The 16,236-nt window shown below is 47.5% G+C and carries 17 protein-coding genes; 13 read left to right on the top strand and 4 right to left on the bottom strand.

From position 1 onward, the window contains the following. The first annotated feature begins 3 nt into the window (after nucleotides 1–3). The 4 genes from H9L42_RS05545 (at nucleotide 4) to H9L42_RS05530 (ending at nucleotide 5,216) form a co-directional block, all read left to right on the top strand. A complete protein-coding gene (locus tag H9L42_RS05545) occupies nucleotides 4–1,248 on the top strand; it encodes a chloride channel protein (RefSeq protein ID WP_187302385.1) in 1,245 nt (414 codons plus the stop codon). A gap of 11 nt (nucleotides 1,249–1,259) precedes the next feature. Beyond that, the gene (locus tag H9L42_RS05540) at nucleotides 1,260–2,495 is read left to right on the top strand and encodes a metal-dependent hydrolase family protein (RefSeq protein WP_187302384.1); all 1,236 of its coding nucleotides are present in this window, start codon (nucleotides 1,260–1,262) and stop codon (nucleotides 2,493–2,495) included. Between the two features lie 209 nt (nucleotides 2,496–2,704). Then, on the top strand, nucleotides 2,705–4,495 hold the full coding sequence (locus H9L42_RS05535) for an SH3 domain-containing protein (protein ID WP_187302383.1): 1,791 nt from the start codon (nucleotides 2,705–2,707) through the stop codon (nucleotides 4,493–4,495). Between the two features lie 37 nt (nucleotides 4,496–4,532). Then, nucleotides 4,533–5,216: a hypothetical protein gene (locus H9L42_RS05530; RefSeq protein WP_187302382.1), complete on the top strand. Its 684-nt coding sequence runs from the start codon at nucleotides 4,533–4,535 to the stop codon at nucleotides 5,214–5,216. 50 nt (nucleotides 5,217–5,266) lie between these two features. On the opposite strand, the gene H9L42_RS05525 is transcribed toward H9L42_RS05530, so the two are convergent. Both H9L42_RS05525 and H9L42_RS05520 read right to left on the bottom strand, forming a co-directional pair. Further along, a complete protein-coding gene (locus H9L42_RS05525) occupies nucleotides 5,267–6,682 on the bottom strand; it encodes a sensor histidine kinase (protein WP_243235664.1) in 1,416 nt (471 codons plus the stop codon). Further along, complete coding sequence (locus H9L42_RS05520; RefSeq protein WP_187302381.1) at nucleotides 6,679–7,380, bottom strand: response regulator transcription factor; 702 nt, start codon at nucleotides 7,378–7,380, stop codon at nucleotides 6,679–6,681. Before H9L42_RS05520 ends, H9L42_RS05525 begins: the two co-directional genes overlap by 4 nt. A 149-nt stretch (nucleotides 7,381–7,529) precedes the next feature. Between H9L42_RS05520 and H9L42_RS05515 the strand changes: the two genes are divergently transcribed. The 4 genes from H9L42_RS05515 to H9L42_RS05500 are packed head-to-tail and all read left to right on the top strand — an operon-like array spanning nucleotide 7,530 to nucleotide 10,035. Continuing rightward, entirely contained in the window at nucleotides 7,530–8,285 is a 756-nt protein-coding gene (locus tag H9L42_RS05515) for an ABC transporter ATP-binding protein (protein WP_187302380.1), read from the top strand. After that, the gene (locus H9L42_RS05510; RefSeq protein ID WP_187302379.1) at nucleotides 8,282–9,001 is read left to right on the top strand and encodes an ABC transporter permease; all 720 of its coding nucleotides are present in this window, start codon (nucleotides 8,282–8,284) and stop codon (nucleotides 8,999–9,001) included. The genes H9L42_RS05515 and H9L42_RS05510 overlap by 4 nt, the downstream gene beginning before the upstream one ends. Then, a complete protein-coding gene (locus H9L42_RS05505; RefSeq protein WP_187302378.1) occupies nucleotides 9,001–9,762 on the top strand; it encodes an ABC transporter permease in 762 nt (253 codons plus the stop codon). The genes H9L42_RS05510 and H9L42_RS05505 overlap by 1 nt, the downstream gene beginning before the upstream one ends. Next, nucleotides 9,763–10,035, top strand: coding sequence for a hypothetical protein (locus H9L42_RS05500; RefSeq protein WP_187302377.1), 273 nt, complete (start codon nucleotides 9,763–9,765; stop codon nucleotides 10,033–10,035). A gap of 237 nt (nucleotides 10,036–10,272) precedes the next feature. On the opposite strand, the gene H9L42_RS05495 is transcribed toward H9L42_RS05500, so the two are convergent. Further along, nucleotides 10,273–11,382 carry an aminopeptidase gene (locus tag H9L42_RS05495; RefSeq protein WP_207734922.1) on the bottom strand — a complete coding sequence of 370 codons (1,110 nt, stop codon included), beginning with the start codon at nucleotides 11,380–11,382 and terminating at the stop codon, nucleotides 10,273–10,275. A 383-nt stretch (nucleotides 11,383–11,765) separates the two neighbouring features. Between H9L42_RS05495 and H9L42_RS05490 the strand changes: the two genes are divergently transcribed. The 4 genes from H9L42_RS05490 (at nucleotide 11,766) to H9L42_RS05475 (ending at nucleotide 15,244) form a co-directional block, all read left to right on the top strand. Further along, nucleotides 11,766–12,128, top strand: coding sequence for an iron chaperone (locus tag H9L42_RS05490; RefSeq protein WP_207734925.1), 363 nt, complete (start codon nucleotides 11,766–11,768; stop codon nucleotides 12,126–12,128). Between the two features lie 134 nt (nucleotides 12,129–12,262). Next, the gene (locus H9L42_RS05485; protein WP_187302375.1) at nucleotides 12,263–13,150 is read left to right on the top strand and encodes a Fic family protein; all 888 of its coding nucleotides are present in this window, start codon (nucleotides 12,263–12,265) and stop codon (nucleotides 13,148–13,150) included. 28 nt (nucleotides 13,151–13,178) lie between these two features. Beyond that, nucleotides 13,179–14,105, top strand: a complete 927-nt coding sequence (locus tag H9L42_RS05480) for a class D beta-lactamase (protein WP_187302374.1) — start codon at nucleotides 13,179–13,181, stop codon at nucleotides 14,103–14,105. 251 nt (nucleotides 14,106–14,356) lie between these two features. Further along, nucleotides 14,357–15,244 carry a Fic family protein gene (locus H9L42_RS05475; RefSeq protein ID WP_187302373.1) on the top strand — a complete coding sequence of 296 codons (888 nt, stop codon included), beginning with the start codon at nucleotides 14,357–14,359 and terminating at the stop codon, nucleotides 15,242–15,244. Nucleotides 15,245–15,647: 403 nt separating this feature from the next. Here H9L42_RS05475 and H9L42_RS05470 read toward each other — a convergent pair whose 3' ends face one another. Then, the gene (locus tag H9L42_RS05470) at nucleotides 15,648–15,791 is read right to left on the bottom strand and encodes a hypothetical protein (RefSeq protein WP_187302372.1); all 144 of its coding nucleotides are present in this window, start codon (nucleotides 15,789–15,791) and stop codon (nucleotides 15,648–15,650) included. Nucleotides 15,792–16,023: 232 nt separating this feature from the next. On the opposite strand from H9L42_RS05470, the gene H9L42_RS05465 reads away from it, so the two are divergent. Continuing rightward, nucleotides 16,024–16,224 carry a hypothetical protein gene (locus H9L42_RS05465; RefSeq protein WP_187302371.1) on the top strand — a complete coding sequence of 67 codons (201 nt, stop codon included), beginning with the start codon at nucleotides 16,024–16,026 and terminating at the stop codon, nucleotides 16,222–16,224. The last annotated feature ends 12 nt before the right edge of the window (nucleotides 16,225–16,236 follow it).

The following is a 16,236-nucleotide window of genomic DNA, read 5'->3' as shown; positions in this document are numbered from 1 at the left end:
ATCATGGAAATCTGGAATCGGGCATTGGTTTTTATCAAAAGTTTTTTGAAATGGGTTCTGATCGCAGCCCTGGTTGGAGGGATCAGCGGGGCGGTGGGAACCCTGTTTCGCGTAACTGTGGAACACGCGAATCTTCTATGGCAGGCAAACAGATGGCTGGTATTCTTGCTGCCCGCGGGCGGCCTATTGATTGCGGGGCTTTACCGGCTCGCTAAAATGGAATCTTCCATCGGAACGGATCGGGTAATCCGTTCGGTAAGGGCGGAATCGTCGGTTCCGGTACGTCTGGGACCGCTGATTTTTCTCAGTACGGCGATTACGCATCTTTTGGGAGGTTCCGCCGGAAGGGAGGGCGCGGCGCTGCAGATCGGCGGGAGCATCGGCACGCATGTGGGCCGGCTTTTTCATCTGGATGAAAAGGATATGTCCCTGGTAGTCTTAAGCGGCATGAGCGGCGTTTTTTCCGCCTTGTTCGGAACCCCCATCACTTCTGTTTTTTTTGCTCTGGAAGTGATCAGCGTGGGCATAATTTACTATTCCGGACTGGTTCCGTGTCTGGTGTCGTCTCTGATCGCCTATGGCATTTCCGCCATATTCGGCTATGGCGCGGAAATTCAAATGTCTCTTTCCGTTCCAACAGCGGCGCCGGTTCCACTCTTTCAGACAGCGGCGCTGGGTGTGTGCTGCGCGCTTTTGAGTATCCTTTATATTTTTTCTATGGATCAGGCGCACGAGCTTTTTGAACGTTTTTTTAAGAATCCATATCTGCGGATTTTTACAGGAGGCGCAGTTCTCGCGGGGCTGTCCGTAGTCTTTTCTTCCGGGAATTACAACGGCTCTGGCATGAATGTGATTGCTCAGGCATTGGACGGAAACGCCTGTTGGTGGTGGTTCCTGGTGAAAATTCTGTTTACGGCTATTACGCTGGGATCAGGCTTTAAGGGTGGAGAGATTGTGCCGACCTTTTTCATCGGCGCGACCATGGGGTGTTGGGCAGGCGGGCTGCTGGGGCTGGATCCGGGATTCGCGGCCGCGGTGGGTATGGTGGCTACCTTCTGCGCGGTGGTCAACAGTCCGGCGGCGGCGATTTTCCTGGGGATTGAGATGTTCGGCGCCCAGGGAATTATTTACTTTGGCGTCGCCTGCGGCATCAGTTATATGCTTTCCGGTTATTACGGGCTGTACGGCAGCCAGAAAATCATGTATAGTAAGATAAAGGCAGAATATATTAATCGCAAAGCGAAGTAAAGGAGGTTGTTATGAAGATTGCTTTTGTAAACGGGCTTTTAATCGACGGAAACGGCGGCGAACCGGTAAAAGACTCTCTGGTTCTGGTAGAGGGAAAAAAGATTGTATATGCCGGGAAGGAAAAAGACTTTGACAGGGATTACGAAATTCGGGATATTGCAGGAAAAACCATTATGCCGGGTCTGATTGACACTCATCTGCATTATAGTGGAAATCTCAGCGACAACGATACGGAATGGGTGCTGGAACCGATTTTTCAAAAAGCAGTCGTCGCGGTGGCCCAAGCAAGGGAAGCGCTGGAAAACGGACTGACTTCCGTTGGTGAAATTTCCAGGTTCGGCCCATACATACGGGATATGATCGAGAAGGGCGTAATCCCGGGGCCGAGAACGGTTACCGCGGGAATCGGATTTTGCCGGACAGCGGGACACGGTGATTCTCATAAGCTTCCGCTGGAATATAATGAATTTTCTCATCCATGGGCGGAACGGGTAGACGGTCCGTGGGAGCTGAGAAAGGCGATTCGCAGGAACATTCGGGAAAATCCGGACGCGATTAAAATCTGGTCTACAGGAGGCGGAATCTGGCGTCATGATAAGAAAGCGGATTCTCACTATACCCTGGAGGAAATCCAGGCGGTTGTGGATGAAAGCAGTATGGTGGGTCTTCCGGTCTGGTCCCATGCCGAAGGATATGAAGGCGCTCTCAATTCCTGTAAAGCAGGGGTTTCCGCAATTATCCACGGGCAGGAATTAAATGAAGAATGCCTGCGGATCATGAAGGAAAAGGACATTACTTTTTGCCCGACCTATCAATTCTTTGTGGAGTGGTTCTCCGTATACGAGCCGCCCTACAGGCCGATTCACGACCAGTATCCGGGGAATACGACCGCGGAAAAGGAATTGAACCGGATTACCGACAATCTGCTGAACGCCAATAAAAAAGGAATCCGCATCACAGTCGGATCAGATTCCTTCTGCAGCACGTTGACTCCTTATGGGAAATACGCCATTACAGAAATGTACGCGCTGAATAAAGCAGGACTTACCAATATGGAAGTTCTGAAGGCCGCCACGAAAAACGGAGCGGAAATGCTGAAAATCGATGATATCACAGGAACCCTGGAAGCGGGGAAATTTGCCGATCTCCTCGTCCTTTCGGGAAATCCTGCTGAGGATATGAAAGCGGTGGCAACGGAAAATATGGAAGTCATTATGAAGGAAGGCGCCTTTGTAAAAGGACAATAAGGGCACATTTAGACAGGGTAGAAAGGGCAGGCCGCATATCTTGTGGAAACAGGGAAAAAGAGGTTATTGTAAAGTTCAATAATCTCTTTTTTTCGTGAAAGAGATTGGCAAAAAAAATCGAATTCGTTGACATATCAGGCATAATAAGGTAAACTTTACTCAATATTGGTTAGAAATAGGGGAATTTTTTGAAACAGGAGTAATATATTATGTCAACCAATTTAAAAAGCAGATGGACAGCGGCGGTAATTGCGTTTTTTATGCTGCTAACTGTGTTCGTTGTACTGCCTCAGACGGGCACTGCGGATGTTTTCGGGGCTACGAAAAAGGGAACCGTAAAGAAAAGCCGTCTTATTGTAAGAGCGCATGCTGGTAAGACGTACAAAAAACTTGGCACTCTAAAAAAAGGCAAGACGATTACGATAAGGGGTACAAAAAAGGCAAAAAGCGGGAAAAAATGGTATAAAATCCGTTTTAACTCCAGGACAGGGTATGTCTATGGAAACTATGTGCGGGTAAAATCCACTTCCGGCAGCACATCCTCCGGAAAGCTGAAAAGCTACTCCAGTACGAAAAAAGGAACGATAAAAAACGGCCCTTTGAATGTAAGGACGAATGCCGGTACAAATTACCGGAAAAAAGGAACGGTAAAAAAAGGCGCGTCTGTTACTCTGCTGGGTGAAAAGAGATCCAGAAAAAATATCAAGTGGTATAAGATTAAATATGGAAGCAATACGGGATACGTAATGGCGAAGTATGTTACAGTCAAGTCGTCCTCCGCGTCTTCCGAGACAACGGTCAATAAAAAGGCGGTAATAAAGAACGGCCCTCTCAATGTGCGCAGCGGTCCGGGTACCAACTATAAAAAGCTGGGTACTGTCGCCAAAAATAAAACCATTACCGTAAAAAGCAAGAAAAAGAATTCTAAGAAAGAAACCTGGTATAAATTTTCTTATACTTCGAAAAAAAACGGGTGGGTACTTTCTGATTATGTGCGGCTGAAAAGCAGTTCATCGTCTTCATCTTCCGCGGAGGGTTCCAACCTGAGCGACGCGGAATTTGAGACCTGGATGACCAGCCAGGGCTTCCCGTCCAGTTATAAGAGCAAGCTGAGAAGCCTGCATGAGGATCATCCGGCATGGGTATTCAAAGCGCAGAAGACAGGAATAAACTGGTCAACCGCTTTGTCCAAGGAATCGAAAATCGGTATCAATCTGGTAGAGCCGACTTCGCCGTCCTCCTGGAAGTCCAAAGCTTCGGGAGCCTATAACAGCAAGACGGGAAAATACACGACCTTTGACGGCAGATGGAATGCGGCCTCAAAGGATATTATCGCCTACTATATGGATCCGAGGAATTTCCTGAATGATTCGTATATTTACCAGTTCATGGATCACAAATTTGATTCGGCTTCGCAGACAAAGGATACCATCAAGAGCATGGTTTCCAGAAGTAGCTGTTTTATGAATACGAGCAGCTATATTACATACCTTTACAATGCGGGAAAGAAATCCGGCGTGAGTCCGAATGTCATTACAGCCATGGTTATTCAGGAACAGGGATGGAAAGGCGGAACCGGTCTGATTTCCGGAAAATACCCGGGATACAAGGGGATTTATAACCACTTTAACATCGGCGCCTACACCGCAGGCGGCATGTCCGCGACGGAACGTGGGCTCTGGTGGGCAAAAGGCGCCGGAACCGGATCTAAGACCTACGGAAGACCTTGGAATTCCATTGAAAAATCACTGGCCGGCGGCGCGCAGTACTATTCCAGCAATTATCTGGAAAATGACCAGTATACGTATTACACGAAGAAATTTAATGTAATGAACGGAACGAGCGCGGTGGCGACCCACCAGTATATGACCAATGTAGCAGGCGGAGCAAGCGAAGGCAGGATTCTGCGATATGCTTACGAGGCGGATGACGATTATCCGATTGTATTCTATATTCCGGTCTATAACAACATGCCGTCCAAAGCCTGCGCGAAGCCTTGATGACAGGCAGAAAAATTATATGCTTTAAGGAGAATTCATGAAAAGAAGGATACAGATTATAACAGCAGTACTGCTGCTTTTGACCATGCTGGTTCCGGCATCTGTTTTTGGAGCGGATTCCAGCGTGTCCATCACAGGCGGGAAATCCGCAAAAGTGGGTGATACCGTTACAGTGACCGTAACCTATCGGGGAGACGCACTCGGTTATGTAAACGGCCAGCTCACTTATGACAACAGTAAAATGGAATATTTGTCCGGCGGCAGCAGCCAGGGGGACGCGGGGCTTGTGGAGTTGAAGGAATACGCCTCAGATGCCAGCGGAAAACTGTCTTTCCAAGTGAAATTCCGGGCGGTAGATTCCGGCAGCGTGGCTTTGAATCTGGAGACCCTGGAAACCCAGAACCTGGACGGAGATCAGAGCATGGGAACGCCGTCGGCTTCGAGGACGCTGCGTATCACCGGAAGCCAGAGCGCGGCGACCGATTCCAGTCAGGAGGATGCGACCACTGAGCCGGAAACAGACGCGTCAACGGAATCAACGGAAGCTACAGAGACAGGAGAAACCCAGACAACGGAAAGTGAGAGCGGAGAGCCCTCCGATACCGCGGACAGCGGTGAAGAAAGCGGCGTAAATTTTGTAGTTGTCGGCGTGATCGCGGCGGTGATTCTGATTTTAATCGCAATCATCGCAATCGCCCTCAGGCGTAAAGGGAAAAAGTAAAGGAAGAAGCGAAAAGATGCCCGAATCCTTAACCGGAACGGACATCTTTTTTAGTTCCTCTTATCTGCGCTGTCAGCCAGCGGAAGCTTCATCAGGACGGAAAAACCGCCCTCCTTGCTGTGGTCGAAAGAGGCGTTTCCATGGTGCGCTTCCAGAATCTGACGGACGATTAGAAGCCCCAGCCCGTGGCGCTGCGGTCCCGTATTCTCATCACATACCATATAATGAGGTGTGTTCCGAAGCTTATCCAGCTGCCAATCCTCAACGCCTGCGCCGTTGTCGTCAACGCGGATAATTCCCCAGGAGCCGCTCTTTTCGACTGTGATATCGATCCGGCAGCCGTTATCGTTGTGGTTCATACTGTTCTGAACCACGTTTGCGACTGCCCTCTGAAGAAGGGAACTGTCTCCGCGGACAAGGCAGGAGGATAGAGAATCCTTTGTCAGCCAGCGAATCGGATATCTGCCTTCGATGTCATTATTGATAAAATCCACAGACGCCTGTCTTGCGATCGCCACGAGATTGCAGATTTCCAGGTGCAGGGGCTGCATGTTGTATTCCAGCCTGGACGCCAGATTTAAATCGCTGACCAGATCCCGTATTTTTTCGCTCTGTCTGCGGATGACCGCGGCCTTCTGCCTTTGAGAACCGGAGAGGGCGGCGTCTTCTTCCAACTGCCCGGCATACCCCATGATCATGGAAAGGGGTGTGCGGATATCATGGGAAACGCCGGCGATCCAGTTGGCGCGGGCTGTTTCCTTTTTTTTCAGGGAATGTTCCTGGCTACGAAGTTTTTCCGCGGACTGGTTGATGGATGAAGCGAGTTCCGAGAGAAGCCCCCGTTCCCTGACATAAACCTCCTTTCCTTCCGGAAGATCCTGAATTCCTTTGAGAATCGGCTTTACCGAACGGAAGATTCCGGAGGAAGCAAGAAAGTAGATCAGAGAAACGATCCCCAGATTGCAGAGCAATCCAATCAGCAGGAGTTTGGGGAGGTTGGCGATGAAGTTATAATCAAATGCCGGCCACATAAGTTTCCAATAACCTGTTTTGGGTAAACCTAAAATTAACAGATGGTCGCCTTTCCTGCTGAAGGAAGTGGGATAGTCGCAGATATATCCGTTCACTGCTCTGGCGATTTCCGCGGCGGAGTAATGATCGGGAATTTCTTCCGGAAGATTGTCGCTTTCCCAGATGGTATTTCCGCTTTTATCCTCGATGAGAATGGCCCAGGCGCCGTATTCTTTCAGCGTCTTGCGGCCCTCTTCGGACAGACGCAGACCATCAGAGGACGGAGAAAGAGAATCCGCGACTGTTTCCGCCGCTGTCCAGATGCTGCCGCCGCTGTTATGGGAGGCTGTGACGGAGATAAAGAACACCCCATTAAAAATCAGCAGCAGGAACATGGAAATCAGCAGCAGGAGAAGGGAACGCCGTATCAATTTGAGCATGCTTTTCATCATCATTCCTCCGTAATCAGTTTGTATCCCAGACCTTTTACGGTAAGAAGGGAGCGTGGCTTTGACGGATTTTCTTCAATTTTTTCCCGGATTCTGCGGATATGAGCCATCAGAGAGTTTTCATATCCATAAGGATTGTCTCCCCAGGCCGCTTCGCACAGGGCGTCAATGGTGACAATTTTTCCCGCGTTTTGGGCGAGGGCCGAAAGCAGGGCGAATTCCTTGGCTGTCAGAGGCAGCTTTTTTTCGCCCCGCAGAACTTCCGCCCGTTCAAAATCAATCTGGCAGTCCGCAAGGGAAAGCAGCGCTGTTTCTTCTTTATAGCTTCTGCGGAGAATGGCGCTGATGCGGTAAAGAAGTTCCTGGGGCAGGAATGGCTTTACAATATAGTCATCCGCTCCCAGACCGAGTCCCTGCAGACGATCTTCATCTTCACCCCGGGCGCTGAGAAAGAGCACCGGATAATCCCTGGTTTCTTTCAGCCTCTTCAGCAGTTCAAAACCGCTTCCGTCGGGAAGCATTACATCCAGCACCGCAAGATCCGGCGGATTTTTCTGAGCGGATTTTGCGCCTTCCGCCGCTGTTTTCGCTGTAGCGATATGGGTGTAGCCGTCTTCCTTTAAAATCGAAACGACCATATCGAGAAGCTCCTGTTCGTCATCGACCAGGAGAATTTTTTTCTGTTTTAAATAATTCTGATTCATTTTACGCTCCTTTCCTGCCCCTATTATAGTACAAAACAAAGGGTTTGTTCGCGGAGAATGCAAATGTAAGGTAAATGTAAGGCAGGGAGAATGTGCCTGTAAGGACGGCCGATTATAATAGAGCCTGTAAACGGAAAGGAGATGCTGAGATGAATATGATCGAAACACATAATCTGACAAAAGTTTATGGAGATTTTAAAGCGGTTTCCAAACTGAATCTCCATGTGAAAAAGGGAACCGTCTACGGGTTCCTGGGTCCCAACGGGGCGGGAAAGTCTACAACCATGAAGATGTTTTTAGGTCTGACCGTGCCGACCAGGGGAAGCTTTACTATAAACGGGATGTCTTATCCCAAAGACCGGCGGGAGATTCTGCGGCAGACAGGGTCCTTTATCGAATCGCCGGCCTTTTACGGGAATCTGAGCGGGGAGGAAAATCTGGATCTGATTCGCAGAATCCTGAGGCTTCCCAGATCCACGGTGGAGGACGCGCTGGAACTTGTGGGACTGACCGAGCATAAAAAACGGCTGGCGAAAAAATATTCGCTGGGTATGAAGCAGCGGCTGGGCCTTGCGGGCGCTCTTATGGGCAGGCCGCCGATTCTGGTTCTCGACGAGCCTACCAACGGTCTCGATCCGGTAGGAATTCATGAAATCCGGACGCTGATCCGCTCTCTTCCGCAGAAGTTTGACTGCACGGTTCTGGTGTCGTCTCATCTGCTGGCGGAAATCGAGCTGATGGCGGATGAGGTTGGAATTCTCAATCACGGAAAGTTGCTGTTTGAAGGGAGCCTGGACGCCTTGCGCAAAAGCGCCGCCTCCTGCGGACTGGAGGCGGATAATCTGGAGGACACCTTTCTCAATCTCATCGAGGAAGACAACCGGAGAAGGAGTGAGAAAAAATGAGCGTTATCTGTGAAGGAAAAAAACTGAAACGAACCGGATTTGCGCCTCTTTTCGCGGGAGGCGGCCTGCTGGCGGCGGCTGTGCCGGTACTGAATATGGGTTTCCGGGAAGAATTGTACACGGGGCAGAGCGGAAATCCTCTGCATATCCTCCTTGCGGCCAACTGGCAGATGATGGGCATGCTCAATCTGTTCCTGGTTCTCATTGGCGCGTGCGTTCTGTACCATATTGAGTACCGGGATTGCGCTCTGCGAAAAATGGATATGCTGCCGCTGTCAAAGCCGGGGCTCTTTTTCAGTAAGTGTCTGATGCTGTTTGGCGGATGCTGCGGCGCTGTGGTTCTGGAAACAGTTTCTCTGGGATTTTGCATGGGGTACTGGTTTTCTCTGCCTGACGGCTGGGTGGCGGCGCTTTCCACGCACCTGGGGTTTTCTCTGCTACTTCTGGCTCCGGTCGTCATACTGATGACAGCGATTTCTTCCGCATGCAACAATATGTGGGTGACTCTGGGCATCGGTCTTTTAGGGAGCTTTGTGCCGATCGCAGTGGGACAGACGGATTCAGCCCTGATCTTTTTCCCTTTTTCCATGCCGCTGGAATTCCTGCAGGGGATGGATGGGGAAAGAATTTTCCGCCTGGCGCTGGCCGCCTGCGCGGAAGGGATTCTCTTTAGCGGCGCAGCGGTTTTTTATCAGAAGAAAAGGGGGAGTATGTGATGAATTTACTGCTAATTGAGGGGAGAAAGTTAAAACGGTCAAAGCTTTTATGGATTCTTATCGCGGCGATCCTCATTATGTGGATACCCTGCGTTTTAAATGCGGATGTGAATTTTGACATGGAGACGGAAGGAATTTCGCCGGAGAATAATTTCTTTATTCAGGGGTTTATGGGGTTTGCCTGGTTTCTGTTTCCTGCCAGTATTGTGGTCATTACGGTGCTGATCGCCCAGACGGAGCGGAAGAACCGGGGGCTTCTCAAGATGCTGTCTCTTCCGGTCCATCCCGGCGGACTGTGTCTGTCCAAGTTTGTGATTCTGCTGTTTTTGCTGGCAGCGGAGATGCTCTTTATGGTTTTGGGTTATTTTCTGTCCGCTGAGGCTGCTTCCGGGCTGGAACATTATGATTTTTCGGTGGACGTTTCCATGGTTTTGAGAACCGCGGGGCTCGTGTATCTGGCTTCGGTTCCTATGGTGGCTCTGTATTATATGCTCTCCGTCTTAATCACCTCTTCTGTTTTTTCTGTGGGTATCGGTCTGGCCCTGATTGTGCCGTCGGTGCTGGTGATGAATACAAAAGCCTGGTTCGTATATCCGCCCTGCTATCCGTTTCGGATTGTGACCGCCCAGATGCATGATCTGGCGACAAAGATGGGTTCCTTTGATTACGAACTGGTGCCATGGATCCCCGCGGCGGCTGTGATTACGGTTTTGTGCATTGTGATATCCTGTATCTTTTTCGGCAGAGGGGAGGTGAGATAGATGAACGGGAAAGGAATGACGGCTGTCAGTACGGTTCTGATGATTTTTCCCTGGACGCTGCTGATACTGCGAAGGTTCACCTGGGCTCTGCAGTCGCCGGTGGGGGAGATTTTAATCGGCCTTTACGCGGGAATTATGATTCTCGGAGGGATCTTTACCATCTGGGCTTATGCGAAAAAGGGCGCGCAAAACGGTCTGATGAAGGTGTGTACAGTTGTGAACGGACTATATATGGTATGCGGCGCGGCGGCCTTTGTGATGATGAGTGTGTAGGGCCTCTTGTATACACCGCCGTGCTATTTTTTAGATTTGCGTATACAAAATTAGGTGAGAAACTGGGAAAATACAAAAATTGCGTATAAAAACCTCCGGAAACCGGATGCTTTTTCAGGGAAAAGGCTCCTTTTTTCCGGGTTTTAGAGGAATTTTTATACGCAATCTGTTCTTTTTGAAGCAAGGTGTATACCCCGGGATTTTTCGCGCTTTCGCAGAATTACGGGATCTGCAGGATTATTTCAGATTTTCCGGGTTCAGGCATTCCAGCTGGGGGATGACGAACCGTCCGTCTTTGCGGATAAGCACATCGTCAAAGTAGATTTCACCGCCGCCGTATTCCGGACGCTGAATCATGACCAGATCCCAGTGAACTGCGGATTTATTGCCGTTAAAGGCGTCCTCGTAGGATGCTCCCGGCGTCAGGTGGAAGCTTCCGGCAATCTTCTCGTCAAAGAGGGTATCTTTCATAGGATGCAGGATATAAGGATTTACACCCAGAGCGAATTCGCCGAAGTAACGGGACCCTTCGTCGGTGTCCAGCAGTTTGTTGATGCGTTCGTCATTGTTGGCGGAGGCTTTTACGATTTTTCCGTCTTTTACTTCAAAGACAATGTTCTCAAAGGTAAAGCCCTGCTCTTCAGACGGAGTGTTATAGGAAATGATTCCGTTCATGGAGTTTTTTACCGGCGCAGTATAGACTTCTCCGTCCGGAATGTTCCGCTCTCCGCAGCATTTGACTGCCGGCATTCCCTTGATGGAGAAGGTCAGATCCGTGCCAGGGCCTTTGATCTGCACTTTGTCGGTCTTTTCCATCCGTTCCACCAGCGCGTCCATGGCATTTCCCATTTTCCGATAGTCCAGGGTGCAGACGTCAAAGTAAAAATCCTCAAAGGCTTCCAGGCTGGTGTTCGCCAGCTGGGCCATGGAGCTGTTGGGATAGCGGAGAACCACCCATTTTGTTTCGTTTACCCGGTAATCCAGGGTCGGACGGGTCAGCAGGCTGTACATATTCAGCTTTTCCGAAGGCACGTCCGAAAGCTCCGATGTATTGTCACCGGCCCGGACCGCGATGTAGGCCTGCATCCCTTTCATCTGGGCAAGCTGGTATTCATTCATAAACTGAATCTGTTCTTCCTCGCAGCCCAGCATGATTTCCCGGCTGATGGCGGAATCACGGATTTCTACATAGGGGAAGCCGCCGCAGGCGTAGACGTCTTTGATGATCTGGCGGATCAGAGGTTTGCAGCATGCTCCTTCGTAGCTGATGAGTATTTTTTCGCCTTTCTGCAGGTCGCAGGAGTAGCGGACCAGCAGGTCGGACAGTTTTTTGATTCTGGTATCCATAATTTACCTCCCAAGTTTGTTTGATGGTAATTATTATAACCGAAAGGAGGCCGCTTTAAAAGGGGGGCTTTTTTGTCGGCAGGGGATAGGCAGTTATAACCAGCGCGCCGGAAGCTGGGTCTGGTGTTTAGTGTGACCTTTTTCCAGATGAAAGGACTGCGGATACATTTTTTCCATTTTTCTGTGGCCAAAGGACCTTGCGATTTTCCTTGGACACAATGCGGGGGACATCGTGTGGAATTCTCATTCTGAAGAGGAGCAGTGGCAAGCCTGTTTTCTCGATGCTTCTGCAGTTTTTTATGGTATATAGGTGAAGAATGTTGTATCCTAATCTGGAGAGAATAAAGTAACAATCTGGTAAAGGAGTGACGGCTGTGGAAGAAATGGAGAAATATCTGTCAACGATTAAGAATGAAACGCATCGAAAGCATCTGCGTCAGATCTTTGACTGGATCATGCAGAATTTTCCTGAGTTGGAATATAAGACAATGTGGAATCAGCCTGTATTTTTGGAACACAATACGTTTATCATCGGATTTAGCGCCGCGAAGAAGCATTTTTCTGTTTCTCCAGAGGCAAAAGGAATAAAGCGGTTTTCAAATGAAATCAAGGAAGCGGGATATACACAAAGTAAAAATCTTTTCCGAATTGGTTGGGAGGATACGGTGGATTTTCGATTGCTCGAAAAAATTATTAATTTTAATCGAATTGATAAGGCGGAGTGTTCTACGTTCTGGCGCAAATGAAATTGCGGCGATCCGGGAGAAGCGATGCTATTTTCCGGATCGTTTTGTATTGTTCCGATAAGCGTAAAATATTATTCCGATAGCGTTGCTATTGTTCCGATAATATAGTACTATTTGAGCAAGGAGGAAAGCTTATGTATATATCAGTGAAGCAGGCTGCGGAGAAGTGGGGAATTTCAGATAGAAGAGTGCGAATCTTATGTGCGGAAGGGAAAATTCCAGATGTTATCCGTGAGGGACGTAGTTGGAAGATCCCGGAAAATGCAAAGAAACCGAAGGATGGACGATACCGCTCTGCGGAAAGTCTGTTAGAGATGATTGACAGAAAGAAAACAGAATTAGACACCAGGCGCCCGTTGACCGAAGGAGAGATAGCGCGTCTGACAGAGGAATTTGTGGTGGAATTCACCTATAATTCCAATGCGATTGAAGGAAATACGCTGACCTTGCGGGAGACAGATATGGTGCTACGTGGTCTTACGATTGATCAAAAGCCTCTGAAAGATCATATGGAGGCGGTCGGACATAAGGATGCCTTTTATTTTGTACGGGATCAGGTAAAGGAACAGGCGCCATTATCAGAGCGTGTGATAAAACAGATTCATTATTTGGTACTGGCGGATAAAGAAGAGGACCGCGGGGTTTACAGAAGGGTTCCGGTAAGAATCATGGGAGCCAAGCATGAACCGGTTCAGCCTTATCTCATCCAACCGAAGATGGAACAGTTGCTGGAAGCTTATAAAAACAGTACCGAGCATATAATTCCCAGGCTTGCGCAGTTTCATATCGAATTTGAAGGAATTCATCCGTTTATAGATGGAAACGGCCGTACGGGCAGGCTGCTTGTGAATCTGGAATTGATGAAAGCAGGATATCCACCAATTGATATTAAATTTACAGATCGAATTGCGTATTATAATGCCTTTGATGAATATTACGGGAAGCATAATTTGGGCGTAATGGAAAAACTTTTTGCGGGATATGTAAGTGAGAAGCTGGACCGTTATCTGGCGATGTTGTAAAAGAAATCAGCAAAGGAAACTGGTCATTATGAAAAAGAAAACCAAATATTTTAAAGTAATATGCCTGCTGTTTGTATGTATATTGGCCTGCATGATAACAGGCTGCGCAAATCACAGCACGGAAGAAAAGCCTCCTGCAGAAAGCGGTAATAGCGTGGAGTCAGAGAACGAAATCTCTGCTGACATCGAAACCGTGGAGGCAGACTGGTCAGAATATTTTAATGGACGGAATGGAACGGCAGTTATATATGATCCTTCTAACAGACGGTATACGGTCTATAATCAAAAGCTTGCAGAAACCAGAAGTTCGCCATGTTCCACATTTAAAATTATTTCTTCCCTGATTGCGCTGGAAAATGGAATTATCCTGCCGGAAGATTCCACCCGGACATGGAGTGGCGAAAGATTCTGGAATGAAGACTGGAACAAGGATATTGATTTTCGCGAGGCGTTTCGTACTTCCTGCGTGTGGTACTTCAGGCAGGTTATAGATGATATCGGAAAAGATAGGATGCAAAAGGAATTGGAGAAACTCCAGTATGGCAATTGTGATATTTCCGACTGGGAGGGAAGCTTAAATACAAACAATAACAATCGTGCCTTAACCGGCTTCTGGATTGAATCATCTTTACGGATTTCCCCAAAAGAACAGACTGAGGTAATGGAACGCATTTTTGGCGGAAACTCAGATTATTCAGAGGAAACGCGGAATCAATTAAAGCAGGTTATACTGGTGCCGGAGCAGGACAGAGCGGCTCTTTCCATATATGGAAAAACCGGGATGGGAAAAAACAATGGTGTTGTCGTTGACGCATGGTTCACAGGCTTTGCGGAAAGTACAGAAGGTACTATCTATTTTTGCGTGCGTCTTGGAGAGACAGAGGAGCTGGAGGTATCCAGCACGGTGGCAAAAGAAATAGCGATTGAAATTGTGTCGGATTATTGTATTCCGTGATTTATGGGACTGAAGAGGGGTGCGAGGTTAACGCGTCGCCTTTTCTGCTTTCGGGATTTTTTTGGATGGTGTGGCTGGTCAAAGCGTGTAATAAAACAATTTTTTATGGCTTGTGGTTTGAAGATTTCAGAAGCGGCAAAAATTTGAATTAAATTGTTAGAAAAAATTATTTTATTGCCGATGATGTGATATACTAATAAAGTAATGAAAATCAGAGTACGGATGAATGTGGGTAAAACGGAGGAAATTAGATGCGATACCTTTCCGTTAACGAGATAGCGAAAAAGTGGAAGCTATCAGCGAGAAGTGTAAGGAATTATTGCGCTCAAGGGCGTGTAGAGGGAGCATTTCTTACTGATAAAACATGGCACATTCCGGAAGACGCTGAAAAACCGGAGCGTTCCAATAAAAGGAAAAAACAGCTGACGTTGCTGGATATTTTGCGGGGACAGAAATCAAACAAATATTCCGGCGGCATTTACCATAAGACGCAAATTGATTTAACGTATAACTCGAACCATATGGAAGGCAGCCGCCTGACCCATGATCAGACCAGATATATTTTTGAAACCAATACCATCGGAGTGGAAAATGAAGTGCTTAATGTGGACGATGTGATTGAAACGGCAAATCATTTTCGATGTATTGATAAAATCATCGACCATGCAAAAGCTGCTTTAACTGAGAAGTTTATTAAGGAGCTTCATCTGACTCTGAAAAGCGGAACCAGCGATTCCAGAAAAGACTGGTTTGCACTGGGGGATTATAAGAAAATGCCTAATGAGGTGGGCGGTATGGCGACTGTCCTGCCGGAAGAAGTTGCCGATAAGATGAAAGCGTTGCTGACAGCGTATAACGCAAAGGAAGAAAAGACATTTGAAGATATTCTGGATTTTCATGTAAAGTTTGAGCGAATCCATCCGTTTCAGGACGGCAACGGACGTGTGGGCCGATTGATTATGTTCAAGGAGTGTCTGAAATATAATATCGTTCCGTTCATTATTGAGGATAATCTGAAATTGTTTTACTATCGTGGCTTGAAAGAATGGGATAATGAAAAAGGCTATCTGACGGATACCTGCCTGAACGCGCAGGATCGATATAAGGCGTATTTGGATTATTTTAGGATTGCGTATTAGTGGGGGTTATGAATTTGTTATTTGGATTTCTTCTTAGCTATTTTGCAGATGTCCGGTGTGGCCATTTGCCAGATGAAAGAGTAGCGAACACATATTTTTGATTTTTCTGTGTCCAAAGGGCTCTGTGAGTTTCCTGGACACATATTTTAGCCGTATTTTCTTTCTGTTTTGGAAACGGAAGCTTTAATTGGAGATTTATTTGGAACAATTCCGACAGGATTCGATTTATTCCGACAAATTTCGACAAGATAGAAAGTTAGATGAAACGAACTTTTTGTTCCCGTCTGAGAAAAAAGTGGAATTGGGCACAAAGCGGGGATGGGGGAGACGTGTGGAGTTCCATTTCCATTCTGAAGAGGAGCAGTGGCAAGCCCGCTCCTCCTGGTTTTAATTCGCAGATCAACTATTCAGCAGGTTTTTCTTTTTTTGCCATTTCTCGAACTTCTTTGATAGCCTGTTGAACATCCTCCATATTTTTACAGGCCGCAAATTTATCGGCTAATAAGTTTAGAATGACCTCCATTTGTTTATCTGTCATCGGTTCCATATATTCTCCTTTCTCCCGCTTGCCCGAGCAATTGCCAATCGGGATCCCTTTTGACAATTACAGTATAGAATACGGCAAGCAAAATGTAAATAATTTCCATGCAAAACACAAAGCGTTTTTTATTTTCAGTTTAAGCTCGCTCTGGCGCAAAGTCAATGTAAAATTTAGCACAGGCAGTTGGCGAATGGGCGTGGGGCAGATATAATAAGGTTAAAGTTGGAAAATATATAAAATGAATTGCAATGTAGCGACAGGAACATACAGTATCAAGTCGGTTATGGAGTTGGCTGATTTTTATGAGAAGCATTCCGAAAGCCTAGATTTAATACGGGATAAAATGAAAGTATATGATTTGACATATCCGCAGATAAAAATTTTGGATATGGGTTTCTGGCAGTTGGACTATGATTTAAACGTGAGAAATGAAGAATAGGAGTTGTATAGA

The organism is Zhenpiania hominis (assembly GCF_014333425.1).
In the GTDB taxonomy this organism is placed as follows: Bacteria; Bacillota; Clostridia; order Peptostreptococcales; family Anaerovoracaceae; genus Hominibacterium; species Hominibacterium hominis.
Note: the sequence above shows the minus strand (reverse complement) of the source record. Positions and strands in the feature narration are given on the sequence as shown.